Genomic DNA, 17,624 nt, shown 5'->3' on the forward strand with positions numbered 1-17,624 from the left:
CTTCGGCCCAATTTTTCGCCCTGGCGTTACGCTCGCGTCCGCTAGTTGTCGGTGCCCGGCGGTTAAATGGCCATCGCCGCGATGAGTTTGCATCGCGGGCGCAGTCAATAACCGTGAGCGGTCCCCGCCCGAGGCCGCGCACGAGACCGACAGCAAGGAGGCCAGCATGGCAATCGACATCGAACCCGCAGTTTCCCCACACCTCGTCGTTGGCGACGCCGCAGCGGCGATCGACTTCTACGTCAAGGCTTTTGGCGCCGTTGAGCTGGGCCGGGTGCCCCGCCCGGACGGCAAATTGGTCCACGCCGCGCTGCGCATCAACGGCTCGCTGGTGATGCTCAACGACGACTTCCCGGAAGTGTGCGGCGGCAAGTCGATGACGCCGAAGTCACTCGGCGGCACGCCGGTCACGATCCATCTGACGGTCACCGACGTCGACGCCAAGTTCCAGCAGGCGCTGGACGCGGGCGCCACCGTGGTGACGCCGCTGGACGACCAGTTCTGGGGCGACCGCTACGGCGTGGTCGAGGACCCGTTCGGGCATCACTGGTCGTTAGGTCAGCCGGTGCGCGAGGTCAGCCCCGAGGACATTCAAGCGGCGATGTCCGGGCAGGCCGGCTAGAAGTCACGCAGCCGGGCCAGCAGCCGGCGCCTCGACGGCGCCGGCCTGGCCGTGGCCGCGGCGGCAAGCATGTCGCCGATGGCGGTGAACTTGACGCGCGGTCGACTGGCGTCGCTGCCGCGGGCGATCTCGGCGGCGTCGATGGCGCCCCACCCCGCGGAGTCGACGGCGTCGGGCTGGTGGGCAAGCACCAGCCGGTCCAGCGCGTCCGGCTTGGCGAGCGGATCCGCCAGCCTGCCGGTGTTGAAGTCGGCGACCAGCGCGTGCACGGTCTGCAAGGAGCAGGACTTGTTGGTGCCGATGAAGCCGGTCGGTCCGCGCTTGATCCATCCCGCGACGTAAGCGCCGGGCACCGGGCCACCGGAGGCGGGATCGACGACGCGCCCGCCCTCGTTCGGCACGACCGCCGCGGATTCGTCGAATGGAAGATCGCGAATCGGCTTGCCGCGGTAGCCGATCGACGTGAGCACGAGGCCCGCGTCCAGCCGGCGCACCTCATCGGTGCCGGTGACGGAGAACTCGGCACCGGTGGCGCGATGCTGGCCCAGCACGCGCCGGGGCGTGAGCTGGTAGGCCAGCCGGACTCGTGGCCGCCGGGTGTCCGCACGCGGCGCCGAAGCATCGCCGAGCTTGCTCACGATCTCCAGCTTGTTCCGGGTCAACATGTCCGAGGTGGACGCGAGATCGCGCGCCACCAACCGCTGATCGCCCGGATCGAGCACGACCTCCGAGGCGCCGGTGAGCCCGATCAGTTCGGGCAACGTGAACGCGGAATGCGCCGGGCCGCGCCGCGCGGCGATCACCACCTCGCGGACCGCTGAGCCGCGCAATGCCTCCAGCGCACGATCGGAGATGTCGGTGCGGGCCAGGTCGTCCGGGTCCGCCGTGAGCACACGGGCCACATCGAGGGCGACATTGCCGTTGCCGATGATCACCACCCGCTCGTGGCTGAGATCGACTGGCAGCTCGGTGAAGTCGGGATGTCCGTTGATCCATGCGACCAATTCGGTGGCGGTTCCCGTGCCCGGTAACCCCATGCCTTCGATGTCCAGGCGGCGGTCGTCGGGCGCACCGACGGCGTACAGCACGGCGTGATGGTGCGCCAGCAGGTCGGCGTGGCTCAAGTGCTTGCCGATCTCGACGTTGAGATAGAACCGGAAGTGGCGATGACGGGTGACCCGGTCGAACAGCTGAGTGACTTTCTTGGTGTTCTGATGATCCGGCGCCACCCCCGCGCGAACCAGGCCGTAGGGCGTGGGCAGCTTCTCAAAGACGTTGACGCGCACGCCATGTTGGGTCAGCAGCTCGTCGGCGGCATACATGGCCGCGGGCCCGGACCCGACGATCGCGACGGTCAGCGGTTGACGGCGGGCGCGCACCTCCGCCGCCGGGATCACCGCGGCCAGCTTCGAGGTCGGCGGCAGTTTCTCGCCCGCGGGCCGCGGCGGGTAGAAGGACGCGTTGATCTCGACGAACGGCAGCTGCTTGGGCTCCAACCGGGTGTCGGGCGCGATCGCGCCCACCGGGCAGGCGCTCACGCAGGCGCCGCAGTCCACGCAGGCCACCGGATCGATGTAGAGCATCTCCGAGGTCGCGAAGCCAGGCTCGTCCGGTGTCGGGTGAATGCAATTCACCGGGCATGCGAAGACACAGGACCCGTCGTTGCAGCACGACTGGGTAATAACGTGCGGCATAGAACTCCCGGAACCGCTAGGCGGCCGGCGCCGCGGCCAGATGCTGGCGTTGCGGTTCGCTGCGGTAGCGCGACGGCTTGCCGTTGATCTTGCACAGGCGCCACATGAGCCGCGCCGAACGGGTTTCCATCAACCCGGTGTCGTTGGCCAGCATCCGGACGTCGGCGAACATGTCGCTCAACCACTTTCGCGAATCCGGCGACCGGAAGAACAACTCCTTCTTGACCTCGCGCGGAATGTCGAACTCCCCCCAGAACGCCTTGGGCGGCACGGTGATCGCCTGGCACAGCACCCGCATGGTCAGCGGGTAGTACAGCGAGACCCAGAACCGCTGCCGTTTAGTCAACTGCGGCAACCTCTTTCGCAGGAACTCATGAGCGAAGGAGATGTGCCGGGCTTCCTCGGCCACGTGGATCGCCATCACCCGCTCCATGATCGGGTGCAGCGACTTGCCTTCGCGCAGAACGTTTTTCTGGGTGTGGTCGATCGGCTCCTCGCCGGCCAGCACACCGATGAAGAACGCCACCGGCAACGGTCCGGCGACCAGCGGAACCAGGGGCGAGATCCAGCGCAGCATCCGCGGCATCCCCGGCACATCGGCGCCGACGCGGTTCACCATCTCCTGGAACATCATGGTGTGGTTGCACTCTTCGACCGACTCGTGCAGGCAGTACCGGTACTCCGGTGACCCGTTGGGCACCCAGAACGTGTAGTTCATCAACCCGCGGATCAGGATGGACTCGAAGTGCAGCCCCACCTTGGCCACGTTGGCCTGGCGCCACATGCCGATCTTGATCTTGCGTTCGTCGGACTGGGCTTGATACCAGGGATGGCGGCCCAGCGGGTCGGTCTTCGGCAGGATCCAGCGGGGATCGTTGTCCGTGACCGCGAATTCCGGTGATTCCCAATCGATATCGGTATACGGGTTGAAGTTTCGCCGCACCGACCCCTCGGACAGTGTGGCAAGCATGTTGACGTAGTCGACGTCGTCGCGGACTTCCATGTTGCGGCGCCAACGCCGGACCATTCGCGTCCTGGCCATATCCAAGCCCTCCCCAACGAGGTTTACATTTGGACGTGCTGTGTCTAGACAGTACCGCGGGTACCGGGAATGTTCCAGACCCCGCCGGGCAGTGTGGGCTGACCAGTGGTCAGCCCAATCGTGTGTCCTGGCTCACACCGAGAAGCCGGCGGCCGGGCCGCCGCAGCACCGATCCCGCGCCGCTTACTACGCTGGCTGGCATGGCTGACGAGCTCCAGATCCCCGCTGACCTCAAACCCCGCGACGGCCGCTTCGGATCGGGTCCGTCGAAGGTCCGACCCGAGCAATTGCAGGCGCTGAGCACCACCGCGGCGGCGTTGTTCGGCACCTCGCACCGGCAGGCGCCGGTCAAGAATCTGGTGGGGCGGGTCCGGTCGGGACTCGCGGAGCTTTTCTCGGTGCCCGACGGTTACGAGGTCATCCTGGGCAACGGTGGCGCGACGGCGTTCTGGGATTCCGCGGCCTTCGGGCTGATCGACAAGCGCTCGCTGCACCTTTCCTATGGCGAGTTCAGCTCGAAGTTCGCCTCCGCCGTCGTCAAGAACCCGTTCATCGGGGATCCCATCATCGTCAAGGCGGATCCCGGCAGCGCACCGGAGCCGCGGAGCGATCCGTCGGTCGACGTGATCGCGTGGGCGCACAACGAGACCTCGACCGGCGTCGCGGTGCCGGTCCAGCGCCCGGCGGATTCGGGCGACGCGTTAGTCGTCATCGACGCGACCTCGGGCGCCGGCGGCCTGCCCGTCGACATCACCGACGCCGACGCGTACTACTTCGCGCCGCAGAAGAACTTCGCCAGCGACGGCGGCCTGTGGCTGGCGATCATGAGCCCGGCCGCGCTGGCCCGGGTCGAGTCGATCGCCGCGTCCGGTCGCTGGGTGCCCGACTTCCTGTCGCTGCCTATCGCGGTGGAGAACAGCCTGAAGAACCAGACGTACAACACGCCCGCGATCGGCACCCTGGCCCTGCTGGCCGAACAGCTCGACTGGCTGTTGGGCAACGGCGGGCTGGATTGGGCGGTCAAGCGCACGGCCGACTCGTCGCAGCGGTTGTACTCCTGGGCGCAGGAGCGGCCGTACACGACGCCGTTCGTCGCCGATCCCGGGCTGCGTTCCCAGGTGGTCGGCACGATCGACTTCGTCGACGACGTCGACGCCGCGGCGGTCGCATCGATCCTGCGGGCCAACGGCATCGTCGACACCGAGCCGTACCGCAAACTCGGCCGCAACCAGCTGCGGGTCGCGATGTTCCCCGCGGTCGAGCCCGACGACGTCAGCGCCCTCACCCAGTGTGTCGACTGGGTGGTCGAACGGCTTTAACCCGCCGGCAATCCGCACGCAACCGCCCAGCGTGTCAGCACAGGTGATGGGCGTCGGCTGGACTAGAGTGCGCACGTGACGGGTCCGTCGCTGACCTGCACGGAGCCTGCGAGGAGAACACCATGCGGGAACTCAAAATGGTTAGGCTCGATGCCGACAGCAAATACATCGTCTGCGAGAGCGATGATCCCGCAGAGGAGTTCAGGCTGGCGATCGACGACCGATTGCGGGCCGCGCTGAACGGCGAAACCGCGCAGCCGGAGCAACCGCACCTCGAGATCGACGTCACCAACATGCTGAGCCCCAAAGAGATTCAGGCCAAGATCCGTGCGGGCGCCTCCGTCGAGCAAGTGGCCGCGGCGTCGGGTTCCGACATCGCGCGGATCCGCCGCTTCGCCCACCCGGTGCTGCTGGAGCGTTTTCGCGCGGCGGAGCTGGCAACGGCCGCACATCCGATGCTCGACGACGGGCCCGCGGTGCTCACTCTGCTGGAGACCGTCAGCGCCGCGCTGGTGACGCGGGGCCTCGACCACGAGAAGCTCAGCTGGGACGCCTGGCGCAACGAAGACAACCGATGGACGGTGCAGCTCGCGTGGAAGGCCGGCCGCTCCGACAACAACGCACACTTCTGCTTCACGCCGGGCGCTCACGGCGGCACGGTCACCGCGATCGACGACGCGGCCAGTGAGCTGATCGACCCGAACTTCGAGCGTCCGCTGCGGCCGGTGGCGCCGGTGGCCCACGTCGACTTCGACGAGCCCGCGAAGCCGTCGGTCGCGACGCCGGTGAAGCCGGCCGTCGCAACGCCGCAAGAGCAGCCGGTGCACACGCGACGCGGCAAGCCGGTCATTCCCGCGTGGGAGGACGTACTGCTCGGGGTGCGCTCCGGCGGGCAGCGCTAGCTACGACACCGCCAGCGCGAGCAGCGTCAGCCACGCGCCCGTCACACCTACGCCGGCACCCAACACAAACCAGCGCAGCACCGGGGTGCGTCGCCACCCCCACAACGTCGGCGCCAGTCCCCCGGCCGCGACGATGTTGAGCCCGACGGCCAACAGCGGATGTACTCGCACCAGCCCGAGGCTGAGCACGACGATCGCGACCGCGGTCACCGCCGCGACGAACCCGGCCACCGTCAAACCCGTTGCCCACGGCACAGACTGGGAGCGCTGGTCGCTCACGGGCCGAGCCTAACCCGCTCGTAGAACGCCAAAGCGGCCGCGGTCGCGACGTTGAGCGAGTCGGTGCCGCGCGACATCGGAATGCGTACCCGCACATCGCTCAATCGCAGCGTGGCCGGCGTCAACCCGGGCCCCTCGGCGCCCACCAACACCGCAACACGTTCGTCGCGCGCCGCGGCCATCGCCTCGGCCAGCGCGCAGGCCCGGCCGTGCGGAGTCATCGCAAGCAGACGAAATCCCTTGTCCCTCAGCGTAATCAGGTCACCAGGCCAGGTTGCCGCCCGGGCGTACGGCACCAGCAGCGCATGGCCCATCGACACCCGAACCGCGCGGCGATACAGCGGATCCGCGCAGCCGCCGCCGAACACCACCGCGTCCACGCCCAGTCCCGCCGCGTTACGAAAGATCGAGCCCAGGTTCTCGTGGTCGTTGACGCCCTCGAGCACCGCGACCGTGCGGGCGCCGTCGACAACCTGCGCGACGGCCGGCTCGGGCACCCTCCTCGCGGCCGCCAGGACGCCGCGATTGAGGTGAAAGCCGACCACCCGCGCCATGACTTCGGCAGAGGCCCGGTAGAACGGCGCCGCGCAGTCGGCGAGGTCCGCTTTGAGTTCGGCCAGCCTGCGGTCCGTGCCCAGCAGGGCGTGCGGGGTAAACCGCGACACCAGCATGCGCTGCACGACCAGGACACCTTCGGCGATCACCAACGCTTTTCCGCTGGGCAGATCGGGACGGCGGTCGACGCTGTTCAGGTCGCGGAAATCGTCGAGTCGCGGGTCGTCGGGATCGTCGACGTCCTGGACATTCGGGCCGTCGCTCACGGGCTTTCGTCGACCAGGGCCAACATCAGATCGGCGGCCTCGCGCAAGGTGGCGCGCTTGTCGCTGTCCAGCGTCGCCAGCCGCTCGGCCAGCCACTCCTGGCGGGCGCGCCGGGCCGCCTTGACCAATTCGGCGCCGGACTCGGACACCGACACCAGCACCTGCCGGCCGTCGACGGGATGCGGCGCGCGGTCAACGAAGCCCTCGTCGGCCAGCGAGGCGATCACCCGGGTCATCGACGGCGGCCGGACCCGTTCCCGAATCGCCAGGGCGCCGGGCGTCATTGGGCCCTCATTGGCCAGCGTCGCGAGCGCCGAAAGCTGCGACAACGACACCGGCGACGACGGATTCCGGAAGCGTAGTTGGCGGGCCAGCCGCATGACGGCCAGCGACAAGTCACTGGCCAGCCGCGCATCGCTGTCAGGCATGGCGCGAGGTTACATCGGAAGCCGATAACTAGGAACACGAACGCACCCCACGCCGGAGCGCAGGCTATGTTGAGCGTGATGTCTGTCGCACCCGGCGAAAGCGCACCCGGCGAGACCGGACCTGGCGAAAGCCCCGAAGCGCCGGCCCTGCCGCCGATGCTGCTCCAGGTCTGGCCCGTCGTGGTCGTGGGCTTTCTGGGTTGGCTGGTCGCTGCGGCGGCCGCGTTCGTCGTACCGGCGCTCGAGGGTTGGCGACCGGTGACGCTCGCCGGGCTGGGCACGGGGTTGCTCGGCAGCAGCATCGTCGTGTTACAGGTCGCCGCCGCCCGCCGCGGCGACCGTGGCGCGCAAACGGGACTCGAAAACTATCTCGACCCCAAATAGGGAGGTGCAATGGTAGCCCCGCTACTTCAAGCGCAGGTCGACATCGACGCGCCGGCTTCGAAGGTTTGGGCGTTGATTTCCGACTTTCGACGGATGCCCGAGTGGAGCCCGCAGTGTCGGTGGATGAAGCCCTTCGGCCCGCTGCGCCCCGGAACGCGCACCCTCAACCTGAATCGGCGTAACCGCCTGTTCTGGACCACCACGTGCACCGTCGTCGAGGTCGTACCGGAGAAGAAGCTGGCGTTCCGGGTCAACACCAATCGCACGATCTGGAGCTACGAGCTCGAGCCGAGCGGCCAGGGCACGCGGGTGATCGAGAGCCGGCACGCCGAAAACGGCGTCAGCGCGTTCTCGAACGTCTCGGTGAAAACGCTCTTCGGCGGAACGTCGAACTTCGAACGCGAATTGGTCGAGGGCATGAACGCCTCGCTCGCGAACATCAAAGCCGCTGCCGAGAAAAGCTAGTCCGACGGCTCCGCGGGGGGCTCCGGCGAATCGCTCGGTTCCCGCGTGGGCTCGTCCGCCGGTTCCGGCGAGGGCTGCTCCGCGGGCTTGTCCATGACGTCGAGCACACCGTCGTCGTACGGCTCATACATAGGTGAGCCGGTGCCTGCGGCGGCGGGCGTATCGGAATGCGCGCCGCACCCGTACTGCTTGTCGACGATGTGCCCGTCGGCGGAAAGCTCGTTGCCGCACACCCCGAACATCGCGCCGAGCGATCCCGCCAGCGGCAGGAAGAAACCGCAGTCGCGGCACACGCGTTTGGTGGATCGCGCCATCGGCGAATCGGGACCGTAGTCCCCGGTGTGCCACCGTTCGGCGGCCTCGGCGCGGCCCCATGCGCTCATCACCCAGCGGCGGCCAAGCCCCACTTCGGCGGCGGTCTCGTCGACCTGCGGGTCGCCGCTGGCGGCGTAGCCGGGCACCAACCGCGGGTCGTCGGCGGCCGGCGCCAGGAGGTCCCCGGGGCTCAGATCTCCGGGCCGCACCCGCTGGTCCCATGGCACCCATTCGGGCGCTAGCAGCGCCGTCGGGCCGGGCACCAGCACCACTTCGCTGATCGTCGCGTGGTCGGCGCCCGGATAGGCCGCGACGACGGCGGCCCACTGCCATCCCTGGTAGCCGGGCAGGTGGGCCAGGAACCGGTGCGTCGCAGCACTGGGATCTTCGTAGCTGACGCCCAGGTAATCCCCGACGGCCTCGGCGCCAGCGAACTCCACGACGGCCGCCCGGGCCGCGTCGACCGCACCCGTGAGCACCGCCGCCAACCCTGCCGGCCACTCGGCCTCGGTTGCCACGGCGGATTCCCCGATGGATCCGGTCACGCTGTCCCCTCTCTGCACTGCGCCTCCAATACTAGGTTGGCGAGCCACACCCGGTTGCCTGCCGGGATAGGACAGAATTGATTTGTGTCTGGGCGGCGGCGTGACGATCCCGGCCGGGTGGCCTCCCACCCGGGCCGGCGGACGCGCAACGGGTCGGGCAACCAGCACCCCGGCATGGCCAATTACCCCGCCGACGATCCGGACTACCGGCGGGCTCGCCGCTCGGCGCCCACGCCCAGCGCAAACCGCTATCTCCCACCGCTGGGCCAGCAGCCGGAACCGGACCGCCCGCCCACGCCGCCGCGTGGGCCCGCCTCTGGCGAACGGATCACCGTCACCCGCGCGGCGGCCCAGCGAAGCCGCGAGATGGGCTCCCGTATGTACTGGATGGTCCAGCGGGCGGCCACCGCGGACGGCGCCGACAAGTCCGGCCTGACGGCGCTGACTTGGCCCGTGGTGGCGAACTTCGCGGTTGACTCCGCGATGGCGGTCGCATTGGCCAACACGCTGTTCTTCGCGGCGGCCAGCGGGGAGAGCAAGTCGAAAGTTGCTCTGTACCTGTTGATCACGATCGCGCCGTTCGCGGTCATCGCTCCGCTGATCGGCCCGGCGCTGGACCGGTTGCAGCACGGCCGCCGCGTCGCGCTGGCACTGTCGTTCGCGCTCCGCACGGCGTTGGCGGTGGTGCTGATCGTGAACTACGACGGGGCCACCGGCAGCTTCCCGTCGATGGTGCTGTATCCGTGCGCGCTGGCCATGATGGTCTTCTCGAAATCGTTCAGCGTGCTGCGCAGTGCCGTGACGCCCAGGGTGATGCCGCCGAGTATCGACCTGGTGCGAGTCAACTCGCGGCTCACCGTCTTCGGGCTGCTGGGCGGCACCATCGTCGGCGGCGCCATCGCGGGCGGCGTCGAGTTCGTCTGCACCCACCTGTTCAAGCTGCCCGGGGCGTTGTTCGTGGTGGTCGCGGTCACGGTCGCCGGCGCCCTGCTGTCGATGCGGATTCCGCGCTGGGTCGAGGTGACCGCGGGCGAGGTCCCCGCCACCCTGAGCTATCGCAAGGACAGCAACCCGCTCCGGCGAAGCTGGCCCGAGGAAGTCAAGAAGGTCGGCGGGACACTGCGACAACCGTTGGGCCGCAACATCATCACCTCGCTGTGGGGCAATTGCACCATCAAGGTGATGGTCGGCTTCCTGTTCCTGTATCCGGCGTTCGTCGCCAAGGCGCACCAAGCCAACGGCTGGGCCCAGCTCGCCATGCTGGGGATGATCGGCGCCGCGGCCGCGATCGGCAATTTCGCCGGCAACTTCACCAGCGCACGGCTGAAATTGGGTAGGCCGGCCGTGCTGGTGGTGCGCTGCACGGTGGCGGTGTGCGCGGTCGCCCTGGCCGCAGCCGTGGCGGGCAACCTGCTGGTGGCCGTGATAGCCACCCTGGTCACCTCGGGTTCCAGCGCGATCGCGAAGGCGTCCCTGGACGCGTCGTTGCAACACGACCTGCCCGAGGAATCGCGGGCATCGGGGTTCGGACGGTCGGAGTCGACGCTGCAGCTGGCCTGGGTGCTCGGCGGTGCGCTCGGCGTCATGGTCTACACCGAATTGTGGGTCGGCTTCACCGCGGTCAGCGCCCTGCTCATTCTGGGGCTGGCGCAGACCGTCGTCAGCTTCCGCGGCAACTCGTTGATTCCCGGCCTCGGGGGTAACCGGCCGGTCATGGTCGAGCAGGAGAGCATGCACCGCGGTCACGGCCGGCGTCCGGCGGCGGTGCCGGAGTGAAACGCGGTGTCGCCGTTCTGCTTACGGCCCTGGTGGCACTGCTGGCCGTGGGCGCCGGGGTGGGAACCTGGCTACTCGTGCGCCGGCCCGGCCCGCAGCGACCCGAGATCAGCGTGTATTCGCATGGGCATCTGACCCGGGTGGGGCCGTACCTCTACTGCAACGTGCTCAACCTCGAGGACTGTCAAACACCGCAGGCGCAGGGCGAATTGAAGGTCACCGACCGCTATCCGGTGCAGCTCTCGGTGCCCGAGGCCATTTCGCGGGCACCGTGGCGGCTGCTGCAGGTGTACGAGGATCCCGCGAACACGGCCACCACCATGTTTCGCCCGGGGACCCGGCTCGCGGTCACCATTCCGACGGTCGACCCGCATCGGGGGCGATTGACCGGGATCGTGGTGCAGTTGCTGACGCTGGTGGTTGATCCCTCCGGCGAGCTGCGCGATGCCCCGCACGCGGAATGGTCAGTGCGCCTGGTTTCTTAGCCCTTTAGGGCGTTGAGTGTGCGCTCAGGGCGGCCTCCAGCGGCGTGTCGCCGCCGTGGGCGCACACTCGATTCGATTTCGCCCAACAAGTCGACGTTCGGCGGAGGGGTTACGCGCCGTGACCGGCCGGGACCCGCTCAGCCTCGAGCGGCGCCCCGGGAGGCGTCCCGTCTCCGAAAGGCCTGCCTCCCAACGCTTCCCGGCCGTGTGGACTCAGCCAGCCTGCCAGGTCCGGCCCCTTGGGAACGATCCTGGTGGGATTGATGTCGGCGTGCACGATGTAGTAGTGCTGCTTGATTTGGACGAAGTCGATGGTGTCGCCGAAACCGGGCGTCTGGAACAGGTCGCGCGCGTATGCCCACAACACCGGCATCTCGGACAGTTTGCTTCGATTGCACTTGAAGTGGCCGTGGTAGACGGGATCGAAGCGGGCCAGCGTGGTGAACAGCCGCACGTCCGCTTCGGTGATGGTGTCGCCCACCAGGTATCGCTGCGCGCTCAGGCGATCGCTCACCCAATCCAATGCGGTGAACAGCCGGTCGTAGGCGGCATCGTAGGCCTGCTGCGACCCGGCGAAGCCGCAGCGGTAGACGCCGTTGTTGATCTCGGTGTAGATCCTTTTGCTCACCTCGTCGATCTCGGCCCGCAGCGGCTCGGGGTATAGCTGCGGCGCGCCCTCGCGGTGGTAGGCGGTCCACTCCGTGGAGAAATCCAGCGTCATCTGCGCGAAATCGTTGGTGACCACCGCGCCGGTCGGGATGTCGACGATCGCCGGGACGGTGATCCCCTTGGGGTAGTCGGGGAACCGCTTGAAGTAGGCGTCCTGTAGCCGCGGGATCTTCAGGACCGGGTCGACGCCGCCCGGGTCGAGGTCGAAAGTCCAGCTGCGCTCGTCGTGGGTGGGACCGCAAAAACCAATGGAGAGAACGCCTTCCAGGCCCAGCAGCCGCCGCACGATGATCGTGCGGTTGGCCCACGGGCAGGCGCGGGCAACCACGAGCCGATACCGGCCCGGCTCTACGGGATAACCATCGCGCCCGTCGGCAGTGATGCGGGTGGTGATGTAGTTGGTGTCGCGAGTGAATTCACCCGCCCCGGCAACGTAGGTGGCCATGACGACGACTGCGCCTCCTAGAGATTCGCCTCCGTCGGCGCGGCGGACACCGTCAGAAACCGCCGAGCCAGGTTGGTCTCGGTCGACTCGCCCGGTTCCCAGTGCGCGATCCACGGCCCGGTCCCCTCCGACTGGTCGACGATCCCCGCCTCGAGCCAGGTGTAGCGGCCCTCCATGACGTCGTGGGTCAGCTGGACGTCCGTGCTGTCGGTGTTGCTCCACAGCGCGTGGAACAGCGCCTCGACGCGGAGGGTTGCCTGCTGGCAGAACGTCGCGGCCACCTCGTACGCCTGCTTCCCCACGGTCGGGTCGGCGGCCCGCTGGCCCTCGGCGCGCACGCACACCGCGGACATCGCGAACAGCTCGGCACCGATATCGACGATGCGGCCCAGGAATCCCTGCCGTTGCTCCAGCTTGGCCTGCCACCGTGCCATCCCGTAGAAGGTGTTGCGCGCCAGCTTGCGCGTCGAGCGTTCGACGAACCTCAGGTGCGTTGCCAGCGGGCCGAACTCGCTGTAGGCCTTCGGTCGCTGCCCTTCACCAAAGACCAGCTGAGGCAACCACTTTGCGTAGAACCCGCTCGCGCCGACCGCCGCGGCGGCCTTCTGCCGCAGACCGGCGTCGGCCTTGGCGAGGTCGCCGGCCGCGCTCAAGTGGGCATCGACCGCTTCGCGGGCGATGAGCAGCCTCATGATCTCGCTAGAGCCTTCGAAGATGCGATTGATCCGCAGGTCCCGGGCCACCTGTTCGACCGGCACTGCGCGCTCGCCGCGCGCGGCCAACGACTCCGCGGTCTCATAGCCCCGCCCACCCCGGATCTGCAAAACCTCGTCAACGATCACGCAGGCCATTTCGCTGGCCCACAATTTGGCCAACGCCGCCTCGATGCGGATGTCGTTGCGCCCCTCGTCGGCCATCTGCGAAGACAACTCGAGCACGGCATCAAGCGCGTAGCACGTCGCGGCGACGAACGAGATCTTGCTGGCCACCGCTTCGTGTTTGGCCAGCGGCTTGCCCCACTGCACACGCTCCCCGGACCATTCGCGGGCGATCTTCAACGCCCACTTGGCCGACCCCGTCGCGCTCGCGGGCAGCGACAGCCGTCCGGCGTTGAGTGTGGTCAGCGCGATCTTGAGCCCGTCGCCTTCGCGGCCGATCAGATTTTCGCTGGGCACCCGCACCCGGTGCAGCCGAGTCACGCCGTTCTCGATGCCGCGCAGCCCCATGAACTTGTTGCGCCGCTCCACGGTGATCCCGGGCGCATCGGCCTCGACCACGAAGGCGCTGATCCCGCCGCGGTGCCCGTCGCTCTTGGGCACCCGGGCCATGACCACCAGCAGTTCGGCGACCACGCCGTTGGTGGTCCACAACTTCACGCCCTCGAGTTCGTACGCCTTGCCATCTTCAATCGGGGTCGCCGTCGACGCCAGGCGCGCCGGGTCCGAGCCCACATCCGGTTCGGTAAGCAGAAAGGCCGAGATGGCCCCAGCGGCGCAGCGCGGCAAGAACTTCCGCTTCTGTTCGTCGGTCCCGGCGAGTTTGAGCGGCTCAGGTACCCCGATCGACTGATGGGCCGACAACAGCGCGCCAAGACTGGGATGGACGCTCGAAATCATCATCAGGGCGCGGTTGTAGGCGACTTGCGACATGCCCAGGCCGCCGTATTCGGCCGGTATTTTCATGCCGAAGCAGCCCAATTCGGCCAGGCCCTTCACGTATTCATCGGGAATCTGCGCGTCGCGCTCGACGACGCTGCCGTCGACGGTGTCCAAAAACTGCCGCAGCTTGTCGAGAAACGCGCGGATGCGCTCCTCGTCGGCGTCGGACGGTTTGGGAAATGGGTGGATGAGCTCCAACGGAAAACGCCCGAGGAACAACTCTTTGGCGAACGACGGTTTATCCCAACCACTTTCGCGGGATTCCTCGGCGAGTGCTCTCGCCTGCTCCTCGGTGACCTGCGCTTGCTGTGCCATCGCAGCCTCCTCGCTAACGACTCACACGACGCGTGAATACTGGCCCGGATACCACGCCTACGAATCTCGAAGTTACCACCCGGTAGCTTCGAGGGGCAGTGCGTTCTGGGTCGTTGTCGGGGTTTAGGCGTCGAGCTCCCGCGCGACTGCCTTGACCACCTCGGAGACCCGGCGGGCCGTCTTGCGGTCCGGGTAGCGCCCCTTGCGCAGCTCCGGCTGCACGGTGCTCTCCAGCAGCGTGATCATGTCCTCGACCATGCCGTGCAGCTCGTCGGGGCTGTGCTTGTGCTCGGCGGGCCCCTCGCGGCGCGGCCTGGACAGGCTGGGCGGCGGATCGATCAGCTTGAGGCTCAACGCTTGCGGTCCCCGCCGGCCCGAGGCCACACCGAATTCCACGCGCTGCCCGGCTTTGAGGCCCTCGACACCCGCGGGCAACGCCGACGAGCGGACGTAGACGTCCTCGCCGTCCTCCTGCGACAGGAAGCCAAACCCCTTGTCGGCGTCGTACCACTTCACCTTGCCGGTCGGCACTCGTCTCACCTGCTTGTCTGACGGATAACTAGGAATGGACAACACAAGAAGCGCCCCGCCTGTGCAGGACGCGATGCGGATTCAGATCCTACTCGGGTGGCCGCCCGCCCAGCACCCCCGTTTAGGGGTTACTCGGTAGGCTGGGAGGACCGCTGGAGGAGATATGCGCCTGATCCTGAACATTATCTGGCTTGTGTTCGGCGGCCTCTGGATGGCCGCCGGATACTTGGTGGCGGCGCTGATCAGTTTTCTGCTCATCATCACCATCCCCTTCGGCTTCGCCTCGCTGCGGATCGCGTCCTACGCGTTATGGCCATTCGGCCGGACGATCGTCGAAAAGCCGACGGCCGGCACGGGCGCCCTGATCGGAAACGTCATCTGGATCTTGCTGTTCGGATTGTGGCTTGCGATCGGTCATTTGGTGAGCGCGGTGGCGATGGCGATCACCGTCATCGGCATTCCGCTGGCGCTGGCCAACCTCAAATTGATCCCGGTGTCGCTGATGCCGCTGGGCAAGGAAATCGTTCCGGTCGACTCGCCGGCCGTAGGACTGGTGGCCGCATGACGCTGACCGCGCTCGGTGTCCCGACGGTGCCCGGAACGAACGCGGGCCGTACCAGCGACGCCCCAACCGACGGCCCGCTGCTTGACACGTACGGCAGGGCCGCCACCGACCTGCGGGTGTCGCTGACCGATCGCTGCAACCTGCGCTGCAGCTATTGCATGCCCGCCGAGGGGCTGGACTGGCTGCCCGGGGAGCAACTGCTGCGGGCCGACGAGCTGACCCGGCTGATGCGCATTGCGGTGACCCGGCTCGGCATCACCAGCGTGCGGTTCACGGGCGGGGAGCCCCTGTTGGCCCGCCATCTCGAAGAGGTGGTCGCCGCCGCGGCCGGCCTGCGGCCGCGACCGGAGATCTCGCTGACCACCAACGGCGTCGGGCTGGCGCGCCGCGCCGTTGCGCTCGCCGAGGCGGGACTGGACCGGGTCAACATCTCCCTGGACAGCGTGAACCGGAAACGGTTCGCGGCCATCACGCGCCGGGACCGGCTCACCGACGTGCTGGCCGGTTTGGCCGCCTGCAAGGAGGCCGGCCTGACACCGGTGAAGGTGAACGCCGTGCTCGATCCCGCTACCGGACGGGAGGACGTGGTCGAGCTGTTGCGGTTCTGCCTGGAGCACGGCTACCAACTGCGGGTGATCGAGCAGATGCCGCTGGACGCCGGGCACCAATGGCGCCGGGAGGCCGCGCTGACGGCCGACGAAGTGCTGGAGGCGCTGCGCCCGCACTTTCGGCTGCGGCCCGATCCCGCGCCGCGTGGCTCGGCGCCGGCCGAGCTCTGGCTGGTGGACACGGGCCCGAACACGCCGGCCGGAAAGTTCGGCGTCATCGCATCGGTGTCGCACGCCTTCTGCTCGACGTGTGATCGCACCCGGCTGACGGCCGACGGCCAGATTCGCAGCTGCCTATTCGCGGCCGAGGAGACCGACCTTCGCGGCCTGTTGCGTAGCGGCGCGCCCGATGACGCGATCGAGGCGGCCTGGCGTACCGCGATGTGGGGCAAGCCCGCCGGGCACGGCATCAACGACCCCAACTTCATCCAGCCCGACCGGCCGATGAGTTCGATCGGTGGCTGAACTGCCTGTCGAACCTGACGGAATCCAGGTCACGGTTCGCTACTTCGCCGCCGCGCGCGCCGCCGCCGGAGCCGAATCGGAGTCGGTGATCCTGCGGCCGGGCACCACGGTGGCCGAATTGGTTGAACGACTGGCGGTTCCGGGTACTCGTCTGGCCACGGTGCTGAGTCGATGCTCGTATTTGTGCGACGGAATCGCCGTTCGCGACGAGACCAAGGCGTTGCGATCAGGCGACACGGTCGACGTGCTGCCCCCGTTCGCCGGCGGCTGAGGGTGTGAAACGCGTCACATAACGGATTGATAACGGCGCGGACACGCTCCGATCTCGGGCGCTCTGACCTGCGCGATCGCGCGACGTTCCTGGCGGTTTTCCCCGTGACCGTGAGGGAAACGCCCGGTGTCGCCCAACGTGACGAGACCAACAGAACCCGCTAGCGTCTGCGGAGGCTCGCCAAGTTACCGGTGGCGTTCCTCCCCTCCCTATCGCGCCGAGCTCCATCCAATAGGGCGGGGAATCCGTACCTGGATGGAGGCGGGGGACCCACGGTCCACCGTGATCGGACTGGAGTCGCATGCGGCTCCTTGGGGTGAAGCCGGTGTCGTCGGCAGGACGACGCCGGCCGGGTAGCCTCTCCCACCCGAACCCGACAGCTGACCTCGCAGGCGCGTACGAGAGAGGAAATTTCGGCGCGCATGAGTGGACGGCACCGTAAGCCCACTAGTTCCAACATCAGCGTCGCCAAGATCGCCTTCACGGGGGCGGTTCTTGGCGGCGGCAGCATCGCCCTGGCCGGCCAGGCCGCAGCGGCCACCGATGGCGAATGGGATCAAGTAGCCCGTTGCGAGTCGGGCGGCAACTGGGGAATCAATACCGGCAACGGCTTTTACGGCGGTGTGCAATTCACCGCGGCCACTTGGGCCGGGCATGGCGGCGGCGAGTACGCCCCGTCGGCTCAGTTGGCCACCAAGGATCAGCAGATCGCGGTCGCCGAGCGGGTGCTGGCCACCCAAGGCCGCGGCGCCTGGCCCGTGTGCGGTGGTCCGCTGTCGGGCCCGACGCCGCGCGAGGCTCCCGCCCCGGCACCGGCACCGGCCGGCCTTGATCTGCCCTGGCTCAACGGCGGGCCGCTGGCACCACCGCCCTGGCTGGCGCCGCCGCCACCGCCGGACGCTCCGCCGGCAGACGCGCCTCCCCCGGATGCGCCGCTTCCGCCGCCGGGCATGGCGGCGGCGAGTACGCCCCGTCGGCTCAGTTGGCCACCAAGGATCAGCAGATCGCGGTCGCCGAGCG

General features: G+C 68.2%; 20 protein-coding genes and 1 riboswitch. Of the genes, 11 read left to right on the top strand and 9 right to left on the bottom strand.

The features are described from left to right. Positions 1-166: 166 nt before the first annotated feature. Positions 167-622 (top strand): VOC family protein, encoded by a 456-nt coding sequence (locus tag A5745_RS23360; RefSeq protein WP_076119280.1) that lies wholly within the window; start codon positions 167-169, stop codon positions 620-622. On the opposite strand, the gene A5745_RS23365 is transcribed toward A5745_RS23360, so the two are convergent. Beyond that, positions 619-2,316 (bottom strand): FAD-dependent oxidoreductase, encoded by a 1,698-nt coding sequence (locus A5745_RS23365; protein WP_076119283.1) that lies wholly within the window; start codon positions 2,314-2,316, stop codon positions 619-621. The genes A5745_RS23360 and A5745_RS23365 overlap by 4 nt on opposite strands. 16 nt (positions 2,317-2,332) lie before the next feature. Then, positions 2,333-3,358 carry a diiron oxygenase gene (locus A5745_RS23370; RefSeq protein WP_076119285.1) on the bottom strand — a complete coding sequence of 342 codons (1,026 nt, stop codon included), beginning with the start codon at positions 3,356-3,358 and terminating at the stop codon, positions 2,333-2,335. Positions 3,359-3,558: 200 nt separating this feature from the next. On the opposite strand from A5745_RS23370, the gene serC reads away from it, so the two are divergent. Together serC and sepH are read left to right on the top strand one after the other, a co-directional pair. After that, positions 3,559-4,677: a phosphoserine transaminase gene (serC, locus tag A5745_RS23375; protein WP_076119287.1), complete on the top strand. Its 1,119-nt coding sequence runs from the start codon at positions 3,559-3,561 to the stop codon at positions 4,675-4,677. Positions 4,678-4,799: 122 nt separating this feature from the next. Continuing rightward, positions 4,800-5,579, top strand: a complete 780-nt coding sequence (gene sepH / locus A5745_RS23380) for a septation protein SepH (protein ID WP_076119290.1) — start codon at positions 4,800-4,802, stop codon at positions 5,577-5,579. Here the strand turns inward: sepH and A5745_RS23385 are convergent, their stop codons facing one another. From A5745_RS23385 to A5745_RS23395, 3 genes are read right to left on the bottom strand one after another with little or no spacing between them, the layout of a single operon-like run. Continuing rightward, complete coding sequence (locus A5745_RS23385) at positions 5,580-5,858, bottom strand: DUF2537 domain-containing protein (protein ID WP_076119292.1); 279 nt, start codon at positions 5,856-5,858, stop codon at positions 5,580-5,582. Then, positions 5,855-6,679: an RNA methyltransferase gene (locus A5745_RS23390; RefSeq protein ID WP_076119294.1), complete on the bottom strand. Its 825-nt coding sequence runs from the start codon at positions 6,677-6,679 to the stop codon at positions 5,855-5,857. The genes A5745_RS23385 and A5745_RS23390 overlap by 4 nt, the downstream gene beginning before the upstream one ends. Next, the gene (locus A5745_RS23395; RefSeq protein ID WP_076057897.1) at positions 6,676-7,107 is read right to left on the bottom strand and encodes a MarR family transcriptional regulator; all 432 of its coding nucleotides are present in this window, start codon (positions 7,105-7,107) and stop codon (positions 6,676-6,678) included. The genes A5745_RS23390 and A5745_RS23395 overlap by 4 nt, the downstream gene beginning before the upstream one ends. A gap of 78 nt (positions 7,108-7,185) precedes the next feature. Between A5745_RS23395 and A5745_RS23400 the strand changes: the two genes are divergently transcribed. Beyond that, positions 7,186-7,491 carry a DUF2530 domain-containing protein gene (locus A5745_RS23400; RefSeq protein WP_076057918.1) on the top strand — a complete coding sequence of 102 codons (306 nt, stop codon included), beginning with the start codon at positions 7,186-7,188 and terminating at the stop codon, positions 7,489-7,491. Between the two features lie 9 nt (positions 7,492-7,500). Then, on the top strand, positions 7,501-7,956 hold the full coding sequence (locus A5745_RS23405; RefSeq protein ID WP_076057898.1) for an SRPBCC family protein: 456 nt from the start codon (positions 7,501-7,503) through the stop codon (positions 7,954-7,956). Here the strand turns inward: A5745_RS23405 and A5745_RS23410 are convergent. Next, a complete protein-coding gene (locus A5745_RS23410; RefSeq protein WP_139329771.1) occupies positions 7,953-8,816 on the bottom strand; it encodes a DUF3027 domain-containing protein in 864 nt (287 codons plus the stop codon). The two genes, A5745_RS23405 and A5745_RS23410, sit on opposite strands and share 4 nt — an antisense overlap. A 117-nt stretch (positions 8,817-8,933) precedes the next feature. On the opposite strand from A5745_RS23410, the gene A5745_RS23415 reads away from it, so the two are divergent. Together A5745_RS23415 and A5745_RS23420 are read left to right on the top strand one after the other, a co-directional pair. Continuing rightward, the gene (locus A5745_RS23415) at positions 8,934-10,592 is read left to right on the top strand and encodes an MFS transporter (RefSeq protein ID WP_139329773.1); all 1,659 of its coding nucleotides are present in this window, start codon (positions 8,934-8,936) and stop codon (positions 10,590-10,592) included. Next, positions 10,589-11,077 (top strand): DUF2771 domain-containing protein, encoded by a 489-nt coding sequence (locus tag A5745_RS23420; protein WP_076057901.1) that lies wholly within the window; start codon positions 10,589-10,591, stop codon positions 11,075-11,077. The genes A5745_RS23415 and A5745_RS23420 overlap by 4 nt, the downstream gene beginning before the upstream one ends. Before the next feature lie 109 nt (positions 11,078-11,186). On the opposite strand, the gene A5745_RS23425 is transcribed toward A5745_RS23420, so the two are convergent. The 3 genes from A5745_RS23425 to A5745_RS23435 all read right to left on the bottom strand — a co-directional run bounded on the left by A5745_RS23425 (position 11,187) and on the right by A5745_RS23435 (position 14,695). Continuing rightward, positions 11,187-12,191 (bottom strand): glutathione S-transferase family protein, encoded by a 1,005-nt coding sequence (locus A5745_RS23425; RefSeq protein WP_076119298.1) that lies wholly within the window; start codon positions 12,189-12,191, stop codon positions 11,187-11,189. A gap of 17 nt (positions 12,192-12,208) precedes the next feature. Next, positions 12,209-14,164, bottom strand: a complete 1,956-nt coding sequence (locus tag A5745_RS23430) for an acyl-CoA dehydrogenase family protein (protein WP_076119300.1) — start codon at positions 14,162-14,164, stop codon at positions 12,209-12,211. Positions 14,165-14,287: 123 nt separating this feature from the next. Continuing rightward, positions 14,288-14,695 (bottom strand): cold-shock protein, encoded by a 408-nt coding sequence (locus A5745_RS23435; RefSeq protein ID WP_076057904.1) that lies wholly within the window; start codon positions 14,693-14,695, stop codon positions 14,288-14,290. A 163-nt stretch (positions 14,696-14,858) separates the two neighbouring features. Between A5745_RS23435 and A5745_RS23440 the strand changes: the two genes are divergently transcribed. From A5745_RS23440 to A5745_RS23455, 4 genes are all read left to right on the top strand, one after another. Beyond that, a complete protein-coding gene (locus tag A5745_RS23440; RefSeq protein ID WP_076057905.1) occupies positions 14,859-15,260 on the top strand; it encodes a YccF domain-containing protein in 402 nt (133 codons plus the stop codon). Next, complete coding sequence (moaA, locus tag A5745_RS23445) at positions 15,257-16,333, top strand: GTP 3',8-cyclase MoaA (protein WP_076119302.1); 1,077 nt, start codon at positions 15,257-15,259, stop codon at positions 16,331-16,333. Before A5745_RS23440 ends, moaA begins: the two co-directional genes overlap by 4 nt. Position 16,334: 1 nt before the next feature. Further along, complete coding sequence (locus A5745_RS23450; RefSeq protein ID WP_371337084.1) at positions 16,335-16,604, top strand: MoaD/ThiS family protein; 270 nt, start codon at positions 16,335-16,337, stop codon at positions 16,602-16,604. A gap of 205 nt (positions 16,605-16,809) precedes the next feature. Further along, a riboswitch (cyclic di-AMP (ydaO/yuaA leader) is annotated at positions 16,810-17,016 on the top strand. 10 nt (positions 17,017-17,026) lie between these two features. Then, a partial coding sequence (locus tag A5745_RS23455; protein WP_076119304.1) for a transglycosylase family protein occupies positions 17,027-17,624 on the top strand: 598 nt, incomplete at its 3' end.

Source organism: Mycobacterium sp. IS-2888, assembly GCF_001954215.1.
Lineage (GTDB): Bacteria > Actinomycetota > Actinomycetes > Mycobacteriales > Mycobacteriaceae > Mycobacterium.